Annotated in this window: 20 protein-coding genes and 1 tRNA gene; 7 read left to right on the forward strand and 14 right to left on the reverse strand. The window is 44.7% G+C overall.

Going from position 1 to position 21,394, the window contains the following annotated elements:
* Positions 1 to 66: 66 nt before the first annotated feature.
* Positions 67 to 798 carry an RluA family pseudouridine synthase gene (locus tag ACAM37_RS01615; protein WP_076775205.1) on the forward strand — a complete coding sequence of 244 codons (732 nt, stop codon included), beginning with the start codon at positions 67 to 69 and terminating at the stop codon, positions 796 to 798.
* A gap of 110 nt (positions 799 to 908) precedes the next feature.
* Here ACAM37_RS01615 and ACAM37_RS01620 read toward each other — a convergent pair whose 3' ends face one another.
* From ACAM37_RS01620 to ACAM37_RS01635, 4 genes are all read right to left on the reverse strand, one after another.
* Positions 909 to 1,808, reverse strand: coding sequence for an alpha/beta hydrolase family protein (locus ACAM37_RS01620; RefSeq protein ID WP_083710771.1), 900 nt, complete (start codon positions 1,806 to 1,808; stop codon positions 909 to 911).
* 217 nt (positions 1,809 to 2,025) lie between these two features.
* The gene (locus tag ACAM37_RS01625) at positions 2,026 to 2,436 is read right to left on the reverse strand and encodes a hypothetical protein (RefSeq protein WP_050324640.1); all 411 of its coding nucleotides are present in this window, start codon (positions 2,434 to 2,436) and stop codon (positions 2,026 to 2,028) included.
* Between the two features lie 226 nt (positions 2,437 to 2,662).
* Entirely contained in the window at positions 2,663 to 3,577 is a 915-nt protein-coding gene (gene mutM, locus ACAM37_RS01630) for a bifunctional DNA-formamidopyrimidine glycosylase/DNA-(apurinic or apyrimidinic site) lyase (protein WP_353551119.1), read from the reverse strand.
* A gap of 26 nt (positions 3,578 to 3,603) precedes the next feature.
* Positions 3,604 to 6,018: a RelA/SpoT family protein gene (locus tag ACAM37_RS01635; RefSeq protein WP_369626391.1), complete on the reverse strand. Its 2,415-nt coding sequence runs from the start codon at positions 6,016 to 6,018 to the stop codon at positions 3,604 to 3,606.
* Positions 6,019 to 6,586: 568 nt separating this feature from the next.
* On the opposite strand from ACAM37_RS01635, the gene ACAM37_RS01640 reads away from it, so the two are divergent.
* Positions 6,587 to 7,771, forward strand: a complete 1,185-nt coding sequence (locus ACAM37_RS01640) for a DUF1615 family protein (protein WP_369626813.1) — start codon at positions 6,587 to 6,589, stop codon at positions 7,769 to 7,771.
* Here ACAM37_RS01640 and rlmD read toward each other — a convergent pair.
* On the reverse strand, positions 7,768 to 9,279 hold the full coding sequence (rlmD, locus tag ACAM37_RS01645) for a 23S rRNA (uracil(1939)-C(5))-methyltransferase RlmD (RefSeq protein WP_369626392.1): 1,512 nt from the start codon (positions 9,277 to 9,279) through the stop codon (positions 7,768 to 7,770). The genes ACAM37_RS01640 and rlmD overlap by 4 nt on opposite strands.
* 297 nt (positions 9,280 to 9,576) lie before the next feature.
* Between rlmD and ACAM37_RS01650 the strand changes: the two genes are divergently transcribed.
* On the forward strand, positions 9,577 to 11,124 hold the full coding sequence (locus ACAM37_RS01650; RefSeq protein WP_369626393.1) for a CYTH and CHAD domain-containing protein: 1,548 nt from the start codon (positions 9,577 to 9,579) through the stop codon (positions 11,122 to 11,124).
* Between the two features lie 289 nt (positions 11,125 to 11,413).
* Here the strand turns inward: ACAM37_RS01650 and ACAM37_RS01655 are convergent, their stop codons facing one another.
* The 7 genes from ACAM37_RS01655 to gatC form a co-directional block, all read right to left on the reverse strand.
* On the reverse strand, positions 11,414 to 12,022 hold the full coding sequence (locus ACAM37_RS01655; protein WP_062331949.1) for a nitroreductase family protein: 609 nt from the start codon (positions 12,020 to 12,022) through the stop codon (positions 11,414 to 11,416).
* Between the two features lie 195 nt (positions 12,023 to 12,217).
* Positions 12,218 to 12,715 (reverse strand): L,D-transpeptidase family protein, encoded by a 498-nt coding sequence (locus tag ACAM37_RS01660; RefSeq protein ID WP_369626394.1) that lies wholly within the window; start codon positions 12,713 to 12,715, stop codon positions 12,218 to 12,220.
* 98 nt (positions 12,716 to 12,813) lie between these two features.
* On the reverse strand, positions 12,814 to 13,089 hold the full coding sequence (locus tag ACAM37_RS01665) for a hypothetical protein (protein ID WP_099808477.1): 276 nt from the start codon (positions 13,087 to 13,089) through the stop codon (positions 12,814 to 12,816).
* Between the two features lie 161 nt (positions 13,090 to 13,250).
* A tRNA-Pro gene (locus ACAM37_RS01670) sits at positions 13,251 to 13,327 on the reverse strand.
* A gap of 46 nt (positions 13,328 to 13,373) precedes the next feature.
* A complete protein-coding gene (gene gatB, locus ACAM37_RS01675; protein ID WP_369626395.1) occupies positions 13,374 to 14,870 on the reverse strand; it encodes an Asp-tRNA(Asn)/Glu-tRNA(Gln) amidotransferase subunit GatB in 1,497 nt (498 codons plus the stop codon).
* Between the two features lie 11 nt (positions 14,871 to 14,881).
* A complete protein-coding gene (gene gatA / locus ACAM37_RS01680) occupies positions 14,882 to 16,378 on the reverse strand; it encodes an Asp-tRNA(Asn)/Glu-tRNA(Gln) amidotransferase subunit GatA (protein ID WP_369626396.1) in 1,497 nt (498 codons plus the stop codon).
* Positions 16,379 to 16,435: 57 nt separating this feature from the next.
* Complete coding sequence (gatC, locus tag ACAM37_RS01685; RefSeq protein WP_099834394.1) at positions 16,436 to 16,738, reverse strand: Asp-tRNA(Asn)/Glu-tRNA(Gln) amidotransferase subunit GatC; 303 nt, start codon at positions 16,736 to 16,738, stop codon at positions 16,436 to 16,438.
* A 626-nt stretch (positions 16,739 to 17,364) separates the two neighbouring features.
* On the opposite strand from gatC, the gene ACAM37_RS01690 reads away from it, so the two are divergent.
* The 4 genes from ACAM37_RS01690 to ACAM37_RS01705 all read left to right on the forward strand — a co-directional run bounded on the left by ACAM37_RS01690 (position 17,365) and on the right by ACAM37_RS01705 (position 20,533).
* Positions 17,365 to 18,396, forward strand: coding sequence for a rod shape-determining protein (locus ACAM37_RS01690; RefSeq protein WP_050324652.1), 1,032 nt, complete (start codon positions 17,365 to 17,367; stop codon positions 18,394 to 18,396).
* A 164-nt stretch (positions 18,397 to 18,560) separates the two neighbouring features.
* Complete coding sequence (gene mreC / locus ACAM37_RS01695; RefSeq protein WP_369626397.1) at positions 18,561 to 19,388, forward strand: rod shape-determining protein MreC; 828 nt, start codon at positions 18,561 to 18,563, stop codon at positions 19,386 to 19,388.
* An 11-nt stretch (positions 19,389 to 19,399) separates the two neighbouring features.
* On the forward strand, positions 19,400 to 19,885 hold the full coding sequence (gene mreD, locus ACAM37_RS01700; RefSeq protein WP_201665758.1) for a rod shape-determining protein MreD: 486 nt from the start codon (positions 19,400 to 19,402) through the stop codon (positions 19,883 to 19,885).
* An 18-nt stretch (positions 19,886 to 19,903) separates the two neighbouring features.
* Positions 19,904 to 20,533, forward strand: a complete 630-nt coding sequence (locus ACAM37_RS01705; protein ID WP_369626398.1) for a Maf family protein — start codon at positions 19,904 to 19,906, stop codon at positions 20,531 to 20,533.
* Between the two features lie 63 nt (positions 20,534 to 20,596).
* Here the strand turns inward: ACAM37_RS01705 and ACAM37_RS01710 are convergent, their stop codons facing one another.
* A complete protein-coding gene (locus ACAM37_RS01710) occupies positions 20,597 to 21,043 on the reverse strand; it encodes a GatB/YqeY domain-containing protein (RefSeq protein WP_369626399.1) in 447 nt (148 codons plus the stop codon).
* A 130-nt stretch (positions 21,044 to 21,173) separates the two neighbouring features.
* Complete coding sequence (gene rpsU, locus ACAM37_RS01715; protein ID WP_007115522.1) at positions 21,174 to 21,389, reverse strand: 30S ribosomal protein S21; 216 nt, start codon at positions 21,387 to 21,389, stop codon at positions 21,174 to 21,176.
* Positions 21,390 to 21,394: the final 5 nt, after the last annotated feature.

Below are 21,394 nucleotides of genomic sequence, written 5' to 3' on the forward strand. Positions count from 1 at the left end.
GCGCAAATAGTGATTTAAATACTATCAATTTTCAATCAAATAGATTTTAGAGACTAAAAACCACCCATGCGACAACTCCCCCAAGCGTTAACCCCAGAATCCATTGCACAGCGTAATGTTGAAGAAAGTCAGCAGCCGCAGTCATTCTTTGACGACTTCGCCAAATCTGTTACCCTCTATCGCGATGACGACATTTGGGTCATCGACAAACCGCACGGGCTGTTATCGGTGGATGGTAAAGAACTCAAAGTAAGCTTGCAATCGCGCCTGCTCAAAGCCGACCCCAACGTCAAACTTATTCACAGACTTGATATGGACACCTCAGGGATTATCATTTTTGCGCGTCATAGCGAGGCGCAAAGCCATATCAGCAAACAATTTATCGAGCGTATTCCGAGCAAAGAATACCAAGCGCTGGTCTGGGGAACGCCGCCACAGCAAGGCGAAATCGATGTGCCGGTGCGCTACGACCCACCACAAAAACCCAAGCATATCGTCGATATGAATTGGGATAAACGTGCCTATACGAAATATGAAACCTTGCATCACGAACTGCGTGAGGGTAAGGCAGTTAGCCGTGTCGCCTTGCATCCTGTCACAGGGCGCAGTCATCAACTACGCGTTCATATGCTGCATATCGGGCATGTGATGCTTGGCGACCCCATCTACGCGCAAGATGTATTGGGCGGTCAAGCGTTTGATTTATCGCCTAGGCTTTGCTTGCATGCACACAAATTACGCTTAAAACATCCCAACACGGGTGTGTGGATGGAATGGGAAAGCCCCGTGCCGTTTTAACCGCGTGGGTTGTTAGCAATCTATCTTTTAAAATGATAACGTTTAGAGTGCTGTTTTCATCCTACTGTTAGCAGCAAACAAGGGGCATAATCACCATGCCCCTTGTTTAATTACCCATGTTGGTGTAACCAATCCAGGGTTTGCTGCCAAAGTAGCTGGTTTTGCCGGCTAAAAAATTTCATGTGCCCGATATGCTGTAAGCCATAATCTTTGGGTTTTAGCGTTTGGGTGGTCGCTTGCATGTTGGGAAACACCCGAATCATATCGGCGACATTCTTATCATTGGCAATATCATCATCGGGCGCATTCACCCACATAGCAGGCAAGTTAACCTCATTGTAATAGTGGGTTTTCACTGTTTTACCGAAGGCGGTTTTGATATAGCCTGCGCCATTGCACCAATCTCGGCACTGTTTGGCGACATTTTTGGGCAAGTCTTCGCCCATGCCAATTTTGCTTGATTGGGTATAGCCAAACACCACATTGGACACAGGAATAAATACATCCATAAACCACATGGCTTTGGCACGATACGGCATCGCCATATTACGGATTCGCCCAGACGAACAGGCAACGTTAAACACGGATGTGAACTTGTGATGATTGGGCATCAAACCAAATAATAGACCGCCCGCGCTATGACCGACCAGATGATAGGTGGTATTGGGAAACTCTTGAATCAGCCTATCAAGCACCGCAGTCATATCGTAGCGCCCCCAACTAATCAGTGACGCATTAGAGTGCTTGAGGTCGCCTTGCATCGACTCGCCAATATCTTCATTGTCATAGCTGATGACGCCATAGCCATGCTCCATCAAATACTGCGCAAAATTTTGATAAAACTGCCGTTTGATGCCTGTTGCCGGCGCAATCATCACGGCTGCTTTGACCGTATCGGGTCGAAACACCGTCGCCGCCAGTGTGGCAGGGTGTTTGGTGGCTATTTGAATGGTTTGCTGCGTAGGGTGTGAGGCTAAGGCTGACGGTGTTTTTAGCGTTAGATTTGACATGACGGTTATCTTCCTTGGTAATCAACTTTTTATACAAGCTTATACGAGCGCTTTTTATACGAGCAGTAAGCCAAATTTTGACAAATGATGAGCAGACTCGTTTAAAAGCGACTATAGCAAACAATTTATCGGTGCAAAAAAATTATCATGAACATAACAGTCATAAAAAAAGCAATCAGCGGTGACCAATTGCTTGCTTGAACCGTTGACGAAAAAACTAAGGGGTTTTCACAACAACTTTTTGGTTGGTGTCGATTAAAATCTCAGAAGGTCCATCAACGGTGATGCGCACTTGGTTATTATTGGGGCGCTGGGAGCGAAAATATTGGTCTTCAGCAGGGGTACAGCCCAAGCAGCGATCGAGTGCCGCCAGTGGCTCAAGAATCAGCTTGCGTTCTACCTGATCGATTTCATCGTTATAGATGGTAAATGGCATACTGGCAATCGCTGTCACCACGCCGCCCACCACTGCCAATGCGCCCAATGGCTTACCCACAATGGTATCAGCGACCATGGAGCCATAGGTTGGACCAAAATCTTTTTCATCAATTTCGGTAGCGGCAAAGCTGCAAGTCATCGTTGCAATCATCAAGGCTACGGCTGACGCAATCGTATTTAATAGTTTCATAGCAGGTTCCTAACTGGCAGCAAGCCCTCATTAACGAGGTAACTAGCTAACTAAATAAATAATTAGGCAACTAGATAACCAAATAACTGGGGTTGACTGACAGGTTGTACCTAACAAGTTTTGCTAGGTTGTTGCTGAATAGTTCAGGAACATTACATCAATTTTGCCAAGAATTATCAAGTAAAATTGTCTTTGCCGCAGTTTTTTTTACGTTAAAGGAGAGCCGCTATTTTTTGAGCGGTTTTTTGAGCAGTTTTTTGAGCGGTTTTTTCACTGATTTTTTCACGGTTTTTTTGCGGGTTATCAGCGGCTGGCAAGTGGGACAGAACGTGCTGGCACGCTGATTGATTTTGACGTTTTCGATGGCAGTGCCACAGCTCGGACAATCGCCGCCTTTATGCCCATACACCAATAACGTTTGCTGAAAATACCCCGTTTGTCCATCGGCTACGGTAAAATCTTTTAACGTTGATCCGCCTTTTTCAATCGATGTTTGTAGGACTTGTCGAATATGGGCGACCAAGGTGGTCAGCTGTTCGTGGCTGATGAGATGGGCAGGGGTCAACGGATGAATTTTTGATAAAAATAGGCTTTCGGTTGCATAGATATTACCCACACCGACCACAATCTCTTGCGCCATAATCACCGATTTGATGGGGCGTTCAATCGGTTTTTTGCGATTGTGGATATGGTGATATAGATAATCAGCGCTAAAGTCTTCTGAGAGCGGCTCTACACCCAAATGGGTAATCAGCTTGTCTTCATAGTCCTCTAACCATAGCAACATGCCAAACCGCCGTGGGTCATGATAATGTAGCTGGGTGAGTTTTTTGCCATTATTAAACGTCAAAATCACGTGATCGTGTTTACGCTTGTCAAACCCCACAGGATGCTGCTGTAAGCTACCCGACATCCCCAAGTGGATGAGCAGTTTTTTTTGCCCCGCGGCACCTTTAAAGGTGAGAATCAGATATTTGGCTCGGCGCTCAATGTCGACAAGTTGATAATCTACCAAAATCACCAAGTCATCAGGCACCGCCCAGCGCAATTTGGGCTGAAAGACGCTAACTTTTTCAACGGTTTGATTGAGCAAAGGTTGCAGACTCGTCGCTGTCGTCTGCACTTCGGGCAATTCTGGCATGTGCCGTGTGACTCCTATTTAAAGCATTAAGACTTGTTATTGACGATACGACGCGCCAAGATAATACCATGTTGCTGCTCTAGTTTTGCCAAAAGCTTGGACAACTGACTTAGCCCCGTCACTTCTATGGTAAAATTTAACCGCGCGATATCATCATCCCCGCTTAGGGTATCGACTTGGCGGATATTGACATTTTCTTGGTCGATGATTTGGGTCAGGTCTTTGAGCAAGCCACGCCTGTCATACGATTCAAGGTATATTTGTACCAATTGGCTTTTGCCTTTATTGCCATACCAAGCGGCACTAATAGCGCGTTCAGGCTCACGCTCCACTAATCGCTCGTATTCGACGCAATCACTGCGGTGGACGGATACGCCATTGGACTGGGTAATATACCCTGCAATTGACTCACCTTGCACCGGCGAGCAGCAATTTGCCAAGTGAATAGCGATGTTATCTAAGCCATCGACTTCGATTTTATACGCATCTAGCTTACCTGTGGCTTTGGGGTGAACGCTTGGGATAAGCTCAGTATCAGTGACTTCGGGTTCTAAATCTAGATGACGACTGATATGACCGGTCAAATTATGCAATTCAACGTTGCCATTGACTAGCCCTACCAAAATATCATCACTATTTTTGGCATTAAAAAATTTGACGTAGTCGTTTAAATCGATACTGTTAGGGTGTACCGACATGCGCGCCAATTCTTTGGTTAATATGTGCTTACCTGTTTCGATATTTTTATCACGGTCTTGCTTATTAAACCATTGGCGCAGTTTGCTACGAGCGCGACTGGTATTGATATAACCTAAGGATGCCACTAGCCAATCACGGTTTGGTTCGCGTGATTGCTTGGTAATAATCTCAACTTGTTCGCCTGTTTTGAGCTGATAGGTCAGCGGCACATAGCGTTTGTTGACGCGAGCAGCTTGGGCGCGATTGCCGACATGGGTATGCACATGATAGGCAAAATCAAGCACAGTTGAGCCTTTGGGCAATTCGATGATATCGCCATCACGACTAAACACATAAATCCGCTCAAATTCACCAAAATCAACGACTTGTTCTTCTTCATCGAGCTCGCCATGCTCATGCTCAACATGTTTATCTAATACAAATTTTAAGGGGTCATGATTGTCAGCATTTTCTTGATTGAGTAATAACTGACGCAGTGAGCTAATTTTTTTGGTCAGATAGTCGTCTTTTTTGTTTTTGGTACCTTCTTTGTAGTTGACGTGTGCACACATGCCAAGTTCAGCTTCATAGTGCATGTCAAAGGTACGAATTTGTACTTCCAGCGATTTGTTCTCAGCAATCACCGCGGTATGTAGCGAGCGATAGCCATTGGTTTTTGGGTTGGTGATGTAGTCATCAAACTGTTCGGGGATATAACGCCACAAACCATGCACCAGCCCCAATACGTGATAACAATCGGCATTGTTATGCACCAGTACCCGCAGTGCGCGGATATCATATAACTGGTCAAACGACAGTGATTTGAGTTTCATCTTACGATAAATCGAATAGATGTGTTTGACACGACCGGTGATTTCCCCGTCAATCCCTTGGGCAGCTAACGCCTCGCGCAGTTGTTGCGCAACCCGGTCGATATAGGTTTCGCGCTCGCTACGTTTTTCAGAGAGTAATTTGGCGATTTCTTTGTAGCGGTCAGGCGCAAGATAACGAAACGATAAGTCCTCAAGCTCCCATTTAAGCTGTGCAATACCCATACGATGCGCTAGCGGCGCATAGATTGTCATGACCTCACGGGCGACCCGTTGCTGACGCTCTGGGCTGGCATACGACAGCTCTCGCATCGCAAAAGTACGCTCAGCCAATTTGATTAGCACTACGCGCACATCGTTGGTCATCGAGATAAGCATATTATAAATGCCCGATAACTGCTCGCGCTGGTTGTTGTTAAAGTGGTCTTCTAAGCGCTTGTTGTTCTCTATCAAATCGGACAGTCGCCCCAGCGCTAGGGTTTCTTGAACCAGCTCTGCGACTTCATCGCCAAAGGTGGCTTGGATTTGTTTGGGGGTAAAAATTTGGATACGCGCGGCACGATATAACATCGCAGCAACGAGCGTGGCTTCATCTTGGTACAGATAACCCAAAATATCGGCAATCCCAATCCCAGTCAAAAACGCATTAGAGCGGTTGCTTTCGGTACTTAAATCTTGATTTTTGAGTAGTTGACAGGCTTTGGTCAGCTCAGGCAGCTCGGTGAGATGGGCGCGTTTTGCCATCGATACCAGCCAAGCTTCGGTATCAATGGTATGCTCATCGATGATGTGGCTGGCAGGCTCAGAGACAATGGGCAAGTCAGTATGGGTGAAATGACGCTGGCTGGCAGTGATACTCGCAATCATCGTGGTACTATCATGATCAACGTCTTTTCCATCCAATAGCGGCAAACTTTCTCGTATTTTTACCATGTCAATTCTACACCTTACTTACCAGATTTCCTCAAAGAGCAAAAAAACTAACCTTGTTCATTTAAAATTATCAACTCACTTTCCCTGTGAATTTTTGTGTGATTAAGTTTGATTTGATACTGCGCTAGCAATAATAAAATATGACAGAGTAGTCGCTATAGCAGCGCGTTTTAGCTATGATAGTGCGTTGGTTTTAGGCGTGTTAGGCCTTAAAATAAATGTTAAAGGTTAAAATAAAATAAATGCCATAGCCACTTTATATATCTTAACCGTTTTATATATCATAACCGTTTTGGGGTGCCCACGTTTAGCCATTTAACACTAACTTTATTACGCTTATTCATGTGTTAATTTTATTAAGATGTGTCTATTAGCAAACAATTGCAAGTCAACCCGTCGATAAAATTTTTGTATCATTCAAATGAGTGTTAGGCAACGACCCAATCAGCGATTTGAGTGAATCTCAATCCAAATTAAGATAAAACTATCTTGTTCAGTATAGGTGAGTTTAATGAAATTACCATCTCATTTTGTTACAAATGCGACTACTATAGCGTCAGATTTTACCATGACCCGCGCAATAAGCCTTGCGAACTTTGGTAAAACCCTGTCAAAGTTGGCGATAACGCTGACTTTATCGCTTGGGTTGACAGGGTGTGAGTATTTTCAAACGCAAACCGACGCTAACTCGCCCATTGGTGCCAAACAAATTGCCAAACTGATTCCCAAACGTGGACAAGATAGCAAAAGCTGGGCACAAGACATCAACCAAATATTTGATACCCTAAAAATAGAAAAAAATGCGCAAAATATTTGTACCGCGGTCGCCATTATCGACCAAGAGTCTAATTTTAAAGCCAATCCGCCCGTCCCGAATTTGGGGCAATCAAGCCTAAAAGCGATGAATGAGGAGTTGGAAGAAAAATTGGGCTCAACGCTAGCCCCGTATTTTCGCACCATGCTAAAAACTGAGCCTACGCCCGATAACAGCTTTGAAAAACAAATCGCTAAAGTCAAAACCGAAGAAGAACTTGACGATATTTATCATCAGATGTTTGCGTATTTTTCAAGCAAATATTATGCCAGCAAGCTGAACAGCGTCACCAAATTGGTGGGCGGGGATATCGAAGAAAAATTAGACCCGATTACCACCTTAGGCTCAATGCAGGTGCAAGTAAGTTATGCGCGTGACCATCGCCGTATGAATGGCAATAACCTTGAACTGCGTAAAGACCTATATAGCCAATATGGCGGATTGTACTATGGTATCCATCGCTTGTTACTGTATAAAGCCAATTATCAAGACCCGATTTATCGCTTCGCTGACTACAACTCAGGGATGTATTCAAGCCGTAATGCCGCTTTTCAAAAAATGCTGCACGAGTTATCTGATGCCAAGATTGACTATGACGGGGATTTATTGATTTATGAAAAAGGCAATAAAATCAGTGCTAACATCAGCCAAAGTGAGCAGGCGCTGATATCAATGATACAACAAGGCATGATTAGCCTGACGGAGCGACAAGTGCGCATGGACTTGGCAAAAGAAAAAAGCCAAGATTTTGAAAATACCGAAACCTATCGCACCATCGGTAGTCTTTACAAAATGAAAACTGGCAAAAACGCACCTACTGCCATCATGCCACAGGTGGTCATCTCTGGGGCAAAACTCAGCCGCGATTACAATACCAAATGGTACGCTGATAAAGTCAACGTACGCTATATGAATTGTATGAATAAAGCCAAATTTTAGCGTTTCTCAAAGCGTGCAATACTTTCCACATGCCCTGTGTGCGGGAACATATCCATCACGCCCGCGTGGGTGAGCTTGTAGCCTTTGTCAAGCAGCACGGCGGTATCACGGGCAAGCGTAATCGGATTGCACGACACATAGACGATGCGTTTGGCATTGAATTTATCCAGATACTGCATCACCTCTAAGGCGCCTGAGCGGGGTGGGTCAATCAGCAGGGCATCGACTTGCCCAACCCAAGGCTCACTCGAGAAATCTTTGGTCAAATCTTGGGCAAAAAAGTCGGTATGGTGCAAGCCGTTGGCGGTGGCATTCATTTTGGCGCGTTCGGTCATCTCACTGCTGCCTTCGACACCAATTACAAAGCCCGTTTTACCCACTTGACGCGCCAGTGGCAGACTAAAATTGCCCAAGCCGCAAAACAAATCAAGCACTCGCTCGCCTGGCTGCAACGCTAACAAATCAATTGCCAGCTTGGTCATTTTACGATTGACTGACAAATTGACTTGGGTAAAATCCAGTGGCGAGAATTCAAACGTCACATCAAACTCGGGCAAGCGATAAAACAAACCGCCCGTCGGTGGTGCCGTCAGGCTTGATGGGCGCGCATTAGGCGTGTTCTCATATAACTGGTCAATACGATGTACCGTGTCGCTACCTTTGGGCTGTAAAAATAACTGCCAGTTACGCTTGGCAAAAAAAGCTTGCAGTTTTGCGATATCATGCTCACCTAAATCCACCATGTGACGGACAATAATGGCAATTGATTTTTTGCTATCAATAACATCCTCAAGTGTTTCACCCATCGCTAACTCAAGCTGTGGAATATGGTCACGGGCGTCAAGCGAACTGATAAGCGCTTTTAAGTTCTCAATTTCAAAGCCGATACGCGGGTCAAGCACATGGCATTCGTTTAAATTTGCCAAAAAATTGCTGGCGCGCTCACGAAAACCGACCAATGCTGTGCCTTTTTTCTCGACATAGCGCACGCCCATACGTGCCTTGGTGCGGTAGCCCAAACGGTCAGCAACCAATGGGGGAAGCCAGTGTTCAGGCTGGATATGGGCTTGGTGTTCGAGCAGCTCTGCCAGTACCGATTGTTTAAATTGAATCTGCCCATCGGGTTGCCAGTGCTGTAAGCTACAGCCACCACACACCCCAAAATGCGGGCAAGGCGGGGTCGTGCGTTCAGGGTTTGGGTTTGCCAACACGAGAGCCGCATCACCTTCTTCCATACTTTTACGTGAGCCTGTGATTTTGACGCTCACGGTCTCGTTGGGCAGCGCAAAGCTGACGAATACTTTTTTGCCATGTTTATCGAGGTGATGGTCGGGCTGGTCACCGTAACTTGCCACGCCCCGTCCGTCATGGGCAAGATTGGTCACTGTTAGGGTAACGGGTGGGGCGTCTTGCAAACGTTTACGCACCCGCGCGGTGGGTTTGATTTTTTTGCTTGGGTTTTTGGTGAGTTGGGAAGACGGAGTTTGGTCAGCGGTAGCGTTTGACATTTATTAAAAAACCTATTTAATCGAGGGTCAGTGTGAATATTTATTACAAAATTCATCAAAATTTTGTGGTTATGATAGCTTAAAATGGATTTTTTTTATATCAGTACCTGACTTTACATCGCTCAAAGAAGAAGGTTTGGATGTGATTGCGTAACTGGTCATCACTTATCATAGGGCGTTATGTAAATGCTTTAAAATTTTACCAACAACAAATGAGCCAAGTGGTTATTTTTAAAAAGCAAAGTTGTGCTATGATGGTGTTTTATCCGTTAGCTATATAGGTTAATCGACACCATCATGCACGAACTAGAACTCAAGTTTGCTGTCCCAAGCTATCAACAAAGCGTCTTAAGAAAAAACATCGACACCAAAACTGCGCAGCAACAGCGGCTATCGGCGTATTATTTTGATACCCCCAATCAACATCTTGCCAAACAAGGCATCGCCCTGCGTATTCGTTTTGAAGACAATCAATGGGTACAAACCCTCAAAACAGCGGGTGACGGCGTTGCCAAACGCGTTGAGCTCAATACCGTGCTGAGCCTGACGGGTACGCCAGATACCCTTGATGTTAGCAGCCTTGTGCCCGATGTTTCACTGATTACAGAGCCAACAGTCGTAGCGCAGCTGACTAGCATCATGCCGCTCGACCAGCTCGCTCAAGCCTTAACCGTGCAATATTTTACCGATGTCCAACGCACTTCTCGCCAAATTAAGAAAAATAACAGCCGCATCGAAATCGCTTATGATATCGGCAAAGTTGGCATAGGTAGCCTAATCTCACAAAAATCCGTCAATAATCACGGGTTAACCCAATCGGATATTCATGAAATTGAATTTGAGCTGCTTGAAGGTGACCCAAGTGATTTGATTGACATTGCAAAAACTTGGTGCAAAAAATACAAATTATATTTATCAACCGTTACCAAAGCCCAGCGGGGTAGTTTGCTACTCGCGAATAAGCAATTTGCCGAGCCTGTCAAAGCGGATTTGGCTGTGCTGCAATTACATAAAGGCATCAGCCAATTTGCGTTTTTGCAGGCAGTGGTCAATAACTGCCTAGTGCAGATTTTGCCCAATGCCTCTGCAATTGCTGAAGGCAGTCCCGATGGCAACTTAGTGCACCAACTGCGTGTCGGCATTCGGCGTTTACGTACTGCCCTCAAACATTTCAAATTTGCCCAAGATTATATTGACCCAAATTGGCTGATGGTACTCAAACAAACCTTTAGCTTGTTAGGGGAGTATCGCGATAAAGAAATCTTGCAAATAAAAACCCAGCCCCTGCTAGAGTCAGTCGGTGCACCGCATGTCGAGTGGTCAACGGCAGTCGATATCATGCCGATTGATGCCGTCAGAGCCAATGATTTTCAAATTCTGCTCTTAGAGCTGATTGGTTTTACCCATTTAGCCGTACCTGCGGACAACCCAAAAGCCAAAGCCACTGTTGCCAAGAAGTTGGAAAAACTATTTACCGCGATTGCCGTGGCAAGTGATAAATTTGCCAGTCTCGATACTGAAAGCCAGCATGGTGTCCGTAAAGACCTAAAAAGCCTGCGTTATGTCAGTGAGTTTGCTGCGCCGCTTTTTGCCAGCCAAACCAATGGCAAAAAAGGAAAAAAAGCAGCTGAGCTCAATGCTTTCTTGCAATACTTAGAGCCTGCACAAGACGTACTCGGTGAATATAATGACAACGTGGTCGGTCATGCTAACTATCTTGAGAAAGCCAAAACCGACCCAAATGCGCTATTTGCGGTGGGTTGGTTTAGCGGGCGTGAGCAAGCCAGTGCCGAGCAATGCGCGGTGAGTCTAAAAACGGTTAAAAATGCACCAAAGTTTTGGTAGTAGTTTGGCTTGATTGTAGGCATGTGAATTAAAGAAAATTGCCTCTGCAGAAAGCACTAATCAGTCAATCACTGTATGACTAGTTAGGTCAGTCATGGATGACAGCATTTAGCCGCTAATTTCGATACCGACAGTAGATAATATGCGGTATATTGTCGGGTTTTTACTGAGCTAATTTTTTAGTTAATGGCAATCAAATTTATATAAAAAAGCCAATACCGTCAGATATTGGCTTTTTGCTGTCACTAGCACATGCACTGCCACGTGCATTGTGATGCACATTAAAAAATTATTTTCCGTAAACTTTTAAGCGTTTTTCAATAGGTTCAAAGGTTTTTTCACCCGCTGGGGCGGCGATACCACCAAATACCATCTGTGCAATGAGTTTCCAGTTGCTATCGATGTTCCATGTTTGCGCCACTTTTTCATCAATCACACCATTGTAGTGCTGTAAGTTTGCCCCGATGTTGAGCGCGGCTAAGGCATTCCAAATTGCATATTGGTGCATCGCACTGGTGTGTTCAGCCCATACTGGGAAATTATGCGCATAAAGTGGGAATTGTTCTTGTAAGCCTTTGACCACTGATTGGTCTTCAAAATACAAGATAGTCCCTGCACCGGCTTTAAACATGGCCATTTTATCGGCAGTTGATTTGAATTTTTCATCATCATTCACCATCGCGCGTAGCAAATCTTCGGTGATTTGCCAAAGTTTTTGGTGGTCTTCACCAAACAATACCACCAAGCGGCTTGATTGTGAGTTGAATGAAGAGGGGGTATGTAACACGGCATGTTCAACCAGTTTAACCACCTCATCTTTTGAGACAGGCAATTGGTCATTGAGCATATAGATAGAACGGCGAGTTTCTGCGATATTGTGTAATGTTTCGACTGACATAATCAGCTCCTTTTCATTGTTATTTGATAATCAATCTACCTTATTAATATTAATTAAAGTTAAAGCCGATTGATGTGACACGGTTATTATATGCCTAAAACCTAAATAAAAAAAAGCTATTTTGTAATTTTTTTTAACCAATAATTACATGGGTTAATATTTTCTAAATTATTATTAAGGTTAACTTTGATAAATTTACGGCAAAATTTCGACTGCTGTACCAATATCCACTTGGTCATAGAGTGTGATAATGTCTTGATTGCGCATGCGGATACAGCCATGAGAAAGCGGAATGCCCATCGGCTCGGTATTGGGCGTGCCATGAATGTAAATGTAACGCGCCTTGGTATCACACACCCCTTGCTCATTGGCGCCTTTATTAAAGCCCGTTTCATTTCCCTCTAACCACAAAATCCGTGTCAAAATCCAGTCTCGATTGGGAAATGTAGTTGCCAAATGATCGTCATAAATTTCGCCGGTAAATTGACGTGCCACAAATACACTGTTGATAGGTAAATTATCACCAAATTTTTCGCTAATCACGTGCGCACCGAGCGGTGTACAGCCAGTATCCTGCAGTTGTCCAATACCATTTTTGGCAGTAGAGATGGGGTAAGTTTGTGATTGGGTGGGGCTCAGATGTAAAGTAAGTTGTTGTTTTTCAATTGAAATAATGATTTTTGGGTAACACATAATCGACTCGTTCAACATTAAGCTTAGACTATCATAACAAAAAAGCCCATCATATTCATGACAGGCTTTTTAAGAAAAATTTGAAAACATACAACCAGTTATTTGATGTCAGCAGTGGATACCCACAAGGTAGAATCGGCAATGTTCACAAAGCCATTTTTGGCTAATACCCAGCTAAATTTGATGCCTTTGGGTAGGGTCTGCACGACGGGGCATAAACGATTGGGACAAGAACGTACAATCGCATCTTTGTTGGTTTGTGCTTGATGACCGCTATCGGCTTGCGCGGGGAGGGGTAAAACCACCCATACCAAAGCCGCAGCCAAATTTGTCAGTTTATAGTTAGCAAGGAATGATTTAATGATCGCGCTCATGATTTTTCAGAAAATACAGTCAAATACGGAGAAAATTTTATCAATAAATTATCTATCAAAACAAAAAAACTATTGTCATATTCACGTAAAAATACTGTGACAATAGGTATAAAAAAACTCAAAAAGAAAAAGGCCTACGTAACACGTAAGCCTTTTTAATTTGGTCGGAACGGCGGGATTCGAACTCGCGACCCCTTGCACCCCATGCAAGTGCGCTACCAGACTGCGCTACGCCCCGAAAGGTGTACTATTCTACCAAAAATGACAGAATTTGCAATACCAACTTATCCAATTAATTCTTTTAACAGCTGATTAACTTGCGCCGGGTTGGCTTTACCTTTAGAGGCTTTCATCACTTGACCGACAAGACCGTTAAAGGCTTTTTCCTTGCCTGACTTGTACTCATCGACCATCGCTTGGTTGTTTTTCAACACGTCTTCGACAATCGCTTTAATCGCGCCTGTATCGGTTTCTTGTTTCAAACCTTTATCGGCAATGATTTTATCCACGGCTGTTTCATCGTCACCGCCTTCGCCAGCGAATAGGGCGATAAAGGCTTGTTTGGCCAGTTTGCCTGATAGCGTATTGTCTTTGATACGCTCTAGCAGTTTGGCAAATTGGGCGACAGAAATCGGGCTTTGCTCAATGGTTTTTTCATCTTTGTTGAGCGCGCCGAGCAGGTCACCCATTATCCAGTTAGCAGCCAGTTTGGCGTTATCATGACCGACTTTTGCCACTACTTGCTCAAAGTAATCAGCGAGCGAACGGTTAGCGGTTAAAATACGGCTATCATATTCAGGTAAGCCAAGCGCCGATTGAAAACGCTCACGACGTGCCACTGGCAATTCTGGCATGGCGTTTTTGATTTGTTCAAAAGTTGCGGTATCAATATGCACCGGTAAAAGGTCGGGATCTGGGAAGTAGCGGTAGTCGTTGGCTTCTTCCTTGGTACGCATTGAGCGCGTTTCGTCTTTGTCTGGATCATATAGGCGAGTGGCTTGTATGACTTTGCCACCGTCTTCAATCAAGTCAATTTGACGCTCGATTTCCACCGTGATGGCGCGCTCGATAAAGCGAAACGAGTTAAGGTTCTTAATCTCACAGCGAGTACCCAAGTCGGCACCGGGTTTTCGCACGGAGACGTTACAGTCGGCACGGAATGAGCCTTCCGCCATAATGGCATCAGAAATACCGAGCCAAGTGACCAACTGGTGAATGGCTTTGACATAGGCAACCGCCTCGGCAGCTGAGCGCATATCAGGCTCCGAGACGATTTCAATCAGCGGCGTACCGGCGCGGTTTAAATCCACGCCTGTCATTTGTGGCACCGCATCATGCACCGATTTGCCCGCATCTTCTTCTAAGTGAGCACGGGTGATGTGAATACGTTTGGGGTATTCGTTTTTTTCACCTTCATTGACCACGATGTCGATATAGCCTGTACCGACAATCGGGTGCGCCATTTGGCTGATTTGGTAGCCTTTTGGCAAATCGGGATAAAAATAATTTTTACGGTCAAAGGCATTCATCATACCAATTTCAGCATTGACGCCAAGCCCAAACATCACCGCTTTTTCTACCACATCTTTGTTGAGTACAGGCAGCGCCCCTGGCATGGCTAGGTCAACGATATTGGCTTGGGTGTTGGGTTCTTGCCCAAATAGCGTTGAAGCCGATGAGAAAATTTTGGTGTTGGTATTGAGTTGGCAGTGGATTTCGATACCGATAACCACTTCGTAGCCATCCACTAAAGGCGCTTGCGGTTTATTTTCGTTTGTCATAACAAGGCTCCTTAGGCTTTGGCGATGGGTGATAGTTGTTGGTGAAAATCAGTGACTTGCTGATACGCATCGGCAGTTTGCAGTAGTGTCTCTTCATCCCATGCTTTTGCAATCAGCTGTAAGCCGACAGGCAGATTATCACTATCAAAACCCACTGAATGGCTTAATGAAGGTAAACCGGCTAAATTCACGCCAATGGTATAAACATCCCCCATATAAATTTCGGCAGGGCTAAGGCTTGCACCGATTTTATAAGCCGTCGTTGGCGCAGTTGGGGTGGCAATGACATCACAGCTTTCAAAGGCTTTGGCAAAATCTTGGCTGATTAGGCGGCGCACTTTTTGCGCTTTGACATAATAAGCATCAAAATAACCCGCTGATAACGCATAGGTACCCATCAAAATACGGCGCTGTACTTCGGCACCAAAGCCTTCAGAACGTGAGCGGGTGTATAAATCTTCCAAGTTTTTTGGGCTGTCACAGCGGTAGCCATAACGCACCCCATCATAACGCGATAAGTTAGATGAAGCTTCGGCTGGGGCGAGCAAATAATAAGTGGCAAGGGTGATTTCAGGTTTGGTCAAATTTACATCCACTAAGCTTGCACCCAAGGCCTGGTATTGTTTTAATGCCGCTTCTACACTGGCTTTAACCTCGCTATTTAAGCCATCGGCAAAGTATTCGGTTGGGATGCCGATGCGTAACCCTTGAAGCGGTTTATCATGGCTGGCATTGGTTTGGCGTTTGCTGGTCAAACTAGCGACAAAATCCGGCACCTCTTTTTTGGCGGATGTTGAGTCTTTGCTGTCATGGCCTGATAACACGCTCAGCAAATAAGCACAATCTTCTGCGGTTTTACCAAAACTGCCAGCTTGGTCAAAACTTGACGCATACGCCACCATCCCATAACGTGAGACACGTCCGTAAGTTGGCTTAATCCCTGTCAAACCACAAAATGACGCAGGTTGGCGAATCGAGCCACCGGTATCTGAGCCTGTGGCAAAGGGCACAAAACCTGCTGCAACCGCAGCTGCGCTACCGCCCGATGAACCGCCTGGTACACGGCTGATATCCCAAGGGTTGTGCACGGCGCCAAAGTTTGATGACTCATTGTCCGAGCCCATCGCGAACTCATCCATGCTGGTTTTGCCAAGCATGACTAAGCCTGCATTTTGGCAGTTTTCAACGATGGTAGCGTTGTAAGGTGCCACAAAGTTTTCTAGCATTTTTGAGCCACAAGTGGTTAAAACGCCTTGGGTACAAAAAATGTCTTTATGAGCCAGTGGTACGCCCGTCAAGTCTGCGCCTTTGCCTTCTGCCAATAATTTATCGGCGGCAGCGGCTTGCGCTAATGCTTGTTCAGGCGTGACTGTGATAAAGCTGTTGATGACTTTATCATGCTGGGCAATCCGATTAAGAAAGTGCTGGGTAAGTTCGGTACTGCTAAAGTCTTTATTTTTTAGACCTGCTGCCAATTGGGCAACCGAAAACGTATGTAGTTCAGACATAATTTTCACTTATAATTAATTAACAAAAATTTGACAACTTATTCGATGAGCTGTGGCTTATTCAATGACCTGTGGCACAAGGTATAGCCCATCAGCGACACTTGGCGCAATGGACTGATTTAGCTCACGATTGACTTCGACCCCATTACCGCCAATAACATCTTCACGCAGTGGCTGGGTCATATCATGGACATTGGTAAGCGGTGCGATATTGTCAGTATTGACCTCTGCCAAAATATCCATCATCGATAGGATTTTGCTTAGGTCATTGGCATAACTATCTGCCTGCTCAGTGGTCACGCCAAGTCGAGCAAGTTTGGCGATGTTCATAATTTCATCAGTTGAAAGCGTCTGCGACATGATGAGTTCCTTAAGTACAAACAAAAATAAAACGGACAAACAAGGCAAATGTTTGATGCGATTTTACACCAGCCAATTATAGCAACAGGCTATAATAAAGCGTGATAAAACTTGATAAAACTTGATAAAAAACAGTTGCATAAGTTTAGTTGCTTTTAATAACAAATTTGAAAAATAGGGTGATGTGACCTAAATAATTTGTCACAAAAAATTCGTGAATAAAGATAGAATGTGATTAAATCACTATATTTTGCGATATTTTACCGCTATAATCTAGCACTATTCTTACTAAACGCAAATTAATCGCATTAAAGTCACTATCGCCTAAACCTCTTTAAAATCATCGTCACCTTTTTTATCTAAAAAGATAGCCTTTTAACTGTTAATCGTTAAGAGTTTCTTGCTATTTTTTATGTAAAATACAGCGGCTGTAAGCAGCTTGCTTCAGATTTTTTGCTAGTGTGCAAATAGGGTGGTTTTGAAACATGGGCATTAGAAACATCGGCATTAAAGGCTTTTAAATAAACTCTTTTAAAAAATGCGTTGTTGACTCGATGTGCGATTAAACACCCCGCTAATTTCTGCTTTGCTTGCAGTGTAGTTTTGTTATCACTGGGAAATGATACATGAGCCTTTTCGGATTTTTATCAAGTAATATCGCCATCGACCTTGGCACTGCCAACACGTTAATTTTCACCCCAGGTAAAGGTGTGGTCCTCAATGAACCAACGGTTGTTGCGCTTCGTAGTAACCGTACTCAAAATCCTACCGTTGCTGCCGTCGGTCTTGATGCCAAACAGATGCTAGGTCGTACCCCAGATAATATCACTGCGATTCGTCCACTCAAAGACGGTGTGATTGCCGATTTTGAAGTGACCCAAAAAATGCTCAAGCATTTTATCAACAAAGTGAAAGTGAAACGCTTTTTAGCCAATCCAAACGTGATTGTTTGTGTGCCTTGTAAATCTACTTTGGTAGAACGTCGTGCGATTCGTGAAGCGGTTGAATCGGCAGGCGCAAACAAAGCCTTATTGCTTGAAGAGCCTATGGCAGCTGCGATCGGTGCAGGATTACCCGTGCATGAAGCCAGTGGTTCGATGGTGGTGGATATCGGGGGTGGTACCACAGAGATTGCGGTGATTGCGCTATCAGGCTGTGTGTATGCCGACTCCATTCGTATCGGCGGTGATGTGTTCGATGAAGCGATTATCACTCACGTCCGCCGTACCCACGGCTGTGTGATTGGTGAAACCACGGCTGAACGCATCAAAACCGAAGTAGGGACGGCAATTGAAGATCCCGAAAACCCCTTGGAAGTGGAAGTGCGTGGTCGTAGTATGGCAGAAGGGGTGCCTAAGTCATTTATGGTTACCTCTGCCGAAATCCAAAAAGCCTTAAGCGATCCTATTGCTGGTATTATCTCAGGTGTCAAAGCGGCGCTTGAGCAAACCCCGCCTGAATTATCAGCCGATATCGCAGAGCGTGGTATTGTATTAACCGGTGGTGGTGCACTATTACGCAATCTTGATGAGCTGATTTCACGCGAGACAGGCTTGCCTGTCACGGTAGCTGAAGACCCTTTGACTTGTGTCAGCCGGGGTGGTGGTAAAGCGTTAGAGTTTATCAATAACAAAGCATTGAATATGATTTTTGTCTGATGTTAACTGATGTGTTACCGTTAACCGCTATTTTTTAATAGCGGTTTTATTGCTTTATTGACAAGATGATTTTACGATAGCTTTGTTTAAAAGATTTTTGCTATCCTGATGGCTTGTTATCGCGCGCTGTATTGACCGTCACGGATTTTGCTTGGATGTTACTTATGTCACTTACTATTTTTACCCAACAACCGCTCGCCATTCGCAAGACCCTTATTGTGGTGTTTGCGGCGATTGTGCTGATGTTATTGGATAGTAAAAATAGCAGTTGGTTTCAGCCAGTACGTACCGCGACCCATGCCGCCATGCAGCCCATCTATCAAGTATCGGCTTATCCAAGTTTTTTTGCAGGCTGGCTTGATAGTACTATGACCGAAAAAGAAGCGTTACGCCGTGAGAATGTCCAGTTAAAAGCTGAGTTGGTGCATGCCAAAGCGCAATTACAGCAGCAAGATTATCTTGTTGCGCAAAATGCCCGACTGCAAGGGATTTTATCCGCCACCACGCCAGACCAGTTTAATTTGCTGTTGTCGCACGTGATTGGTACCGATAGCAATCCACTGCGGCAAATGGTGGTCATCAATAAAGGCAGCAAAGACGGAGTGATTGTCGGGCAAACGGTGATTGATGAAAACGGCATTCTTGGACAAGTCGTGAATGTTTATCCCGATACCTGCCGTGTGGTGTTAATCAGCGATGACCAACAATCCGTTGCCGTGACTATCAAACGTACCGGGCAAAAAGCCATCGTATCGGGTAAAGGTAATCCGCAGTATTTGGTGCTAGATTATATCTTTAAGGCATCGGATGTACGCATTGGCGATGAGCTGATTTCATCGGGGCTTGGTGGTCGTATTCCTGCCGGATTTCCTGTTGGACGCGTGGCAAAAATAGAAGCCGAGCAAGCGGGGGGCTATGCCAAGATTATGGTGAAACCCGCTGCCAATTTTATCAATACGTCTTATGTTTTATTGCTTCAGCAGAAGGTTTAAAATCACTGATTATGGTCGTCGTTCAGCGCAAAAAAACCAAACAGCATTTATATATTGTGATGGCAATCAGTTTTATCATCGCATCGGTACTTAGTGTGTATCCGCTGTCGGCAGAGATTGCGCTATTTCGTCCGATGTGGATGATTATGATGCTGATTTTTTGGCTGATATTTCAACCGACTTTAATTGGGATGGGATTGGCGTTTGTGGTTGGTCTGTTTGCTGATTTACTCACAGATAGCCGAATCGGTCAGCAAGCCTTATGTGCAGTGCTGGTGGCATTTTTTATCAAATTTGTCAGTGGTTATTTACGCCAATTGTCCTCGAACTTGGTATGGTTGCTTGCGGGCGCCTGTCTGCTGATTTATCAATCTGGGTTAATTTTTCTGCATTTATTTACCCAAGGGGTGTTTGCACCCCAATTACTTTATACCGTTGCCGTGAGTACCTTAATTTGGCCACTATTAGTCGCTGTCATGCTGCGTTATACGCGATAAGCGTATTGAGAAATTATTATGTATCAATTTAATGCCACTATACCGATTATCTTGGCGTCCACCTCACCGAGGCGGCGTGAGTTGTTAGATCAAGTTGCGGTGCCACATACTTGCGCGGCAGTCAATATTGATGAATCACCGCTAGCAGAAGAATCGGCGATTGACTATATTGGGCGTATGGTGAGTCAAAAAGCGCAAGCCGCTTTACAAGTTTTGCCAACCGCTATGACCGAGTGTGTGGTGATTACCGCCGATACTATTGGCGTATTGCCGGATGGGTCAGTGCTGCAAAAACCTATAGATTTTGCCGATGCTTGTGCGATGTGGCGGCAAATGAGCAATGCCTCGCACCAAGTATGGACTGCAGTACAAGTGAGCCGACTGGCGCAGCGTGGTGGTGAATGGCAGATTGATTATGCTGAGCACACTGTGGTGAAAACCGATGTCAAATTTATTGCGCTCACTGACAGTATGATGGCGCATTATTGGCATACGGGCGAACCACAAGACAAAGCAGGCGGTTATGCCATTCAAGGGCTGGGCGCTGCGTGGGTCAAAGCGATTGACGGTAGCTATAGCAATGTGGTTGGACTGCCACTGGTAGAAACCTTGGACTTGCTGTCTCAAGTGATGCAAGCTCATCAGTAAAAATAAACTTAAAAAAAAGCCATAATTGCAAATCTTATGGCTTTTTTATCATGTTTTAAATGGTTAACCCAATGTCGCTTTGACCAACTTTGAAATCAAAGCGGGGTCAGCACGACCTGCGGTTTTGACTTTCAGCGCATTCATCACAGCGCCCATTTGCTGCATTGAAGTGGCACCTTGCTCAGCAATTTCAGCAGCTACCAGATTGGCAATTTCTGCTTCACTCATGGGTTGTGGCAAGAATTGACTAATCACATCAATCTCGAATTGTTCTTTTTGTGCCAAATCTTCCCGACCATTGGCGGCAAAAATCGCGAGCGACTCTTGGCGCTGCTTGGTTTGCTTTTGTAAGATGTCTAGTACACCTGCATCATCGAGCGTTATTTGGCGGTCAATTTCGATTTGTTTTATCACCGCTTGTACGCTGCGTAGCACTTTAACTTTTTCAAGCTCACGCACTTTCATGGCAGTTTTGACCACATCGGTCAGGGTGTCTTTTATGGTACTCATGGTTTTAACGCTCCTTAATGTTAGCTAATGGCGTTTTTAAAATTGTGGTTAGCAACATAGCATAAAAAAATCCACTTAACAAAGTGGATTTTATCATTTACTGGTATTGGGTGTCTTGCGACAAATTACCTTAGTAAAGACGAGTCGTGCGTACTGATTCACGTGACATTTTCTTTTTGTAACGTTTTACCGCAGCTGCTTTTTTGCGTTTACGTTCTTGAGTTGGTTTTTCATAGAACTCATGTTTACGTACGTCTGCTAAAATACCGGCTTTCTCACAAGCACGTTTAAAGCGGCGAATTGCGATATCTACAGGTTCGTTCTCTTTTACCTTTACTGCTGGCATGTAGA

Origin of the sequence: Moraxella sp. K23, assembly GCF_041154765.1 — a bacterium.
Classification (GTDB): domain Bacteria; phylum Pseudomonadota; class Gammaproteobacteria; order Pseudomonadales; family Moraxellaceae; genus Faucicola; species Faucicola tetraodonis.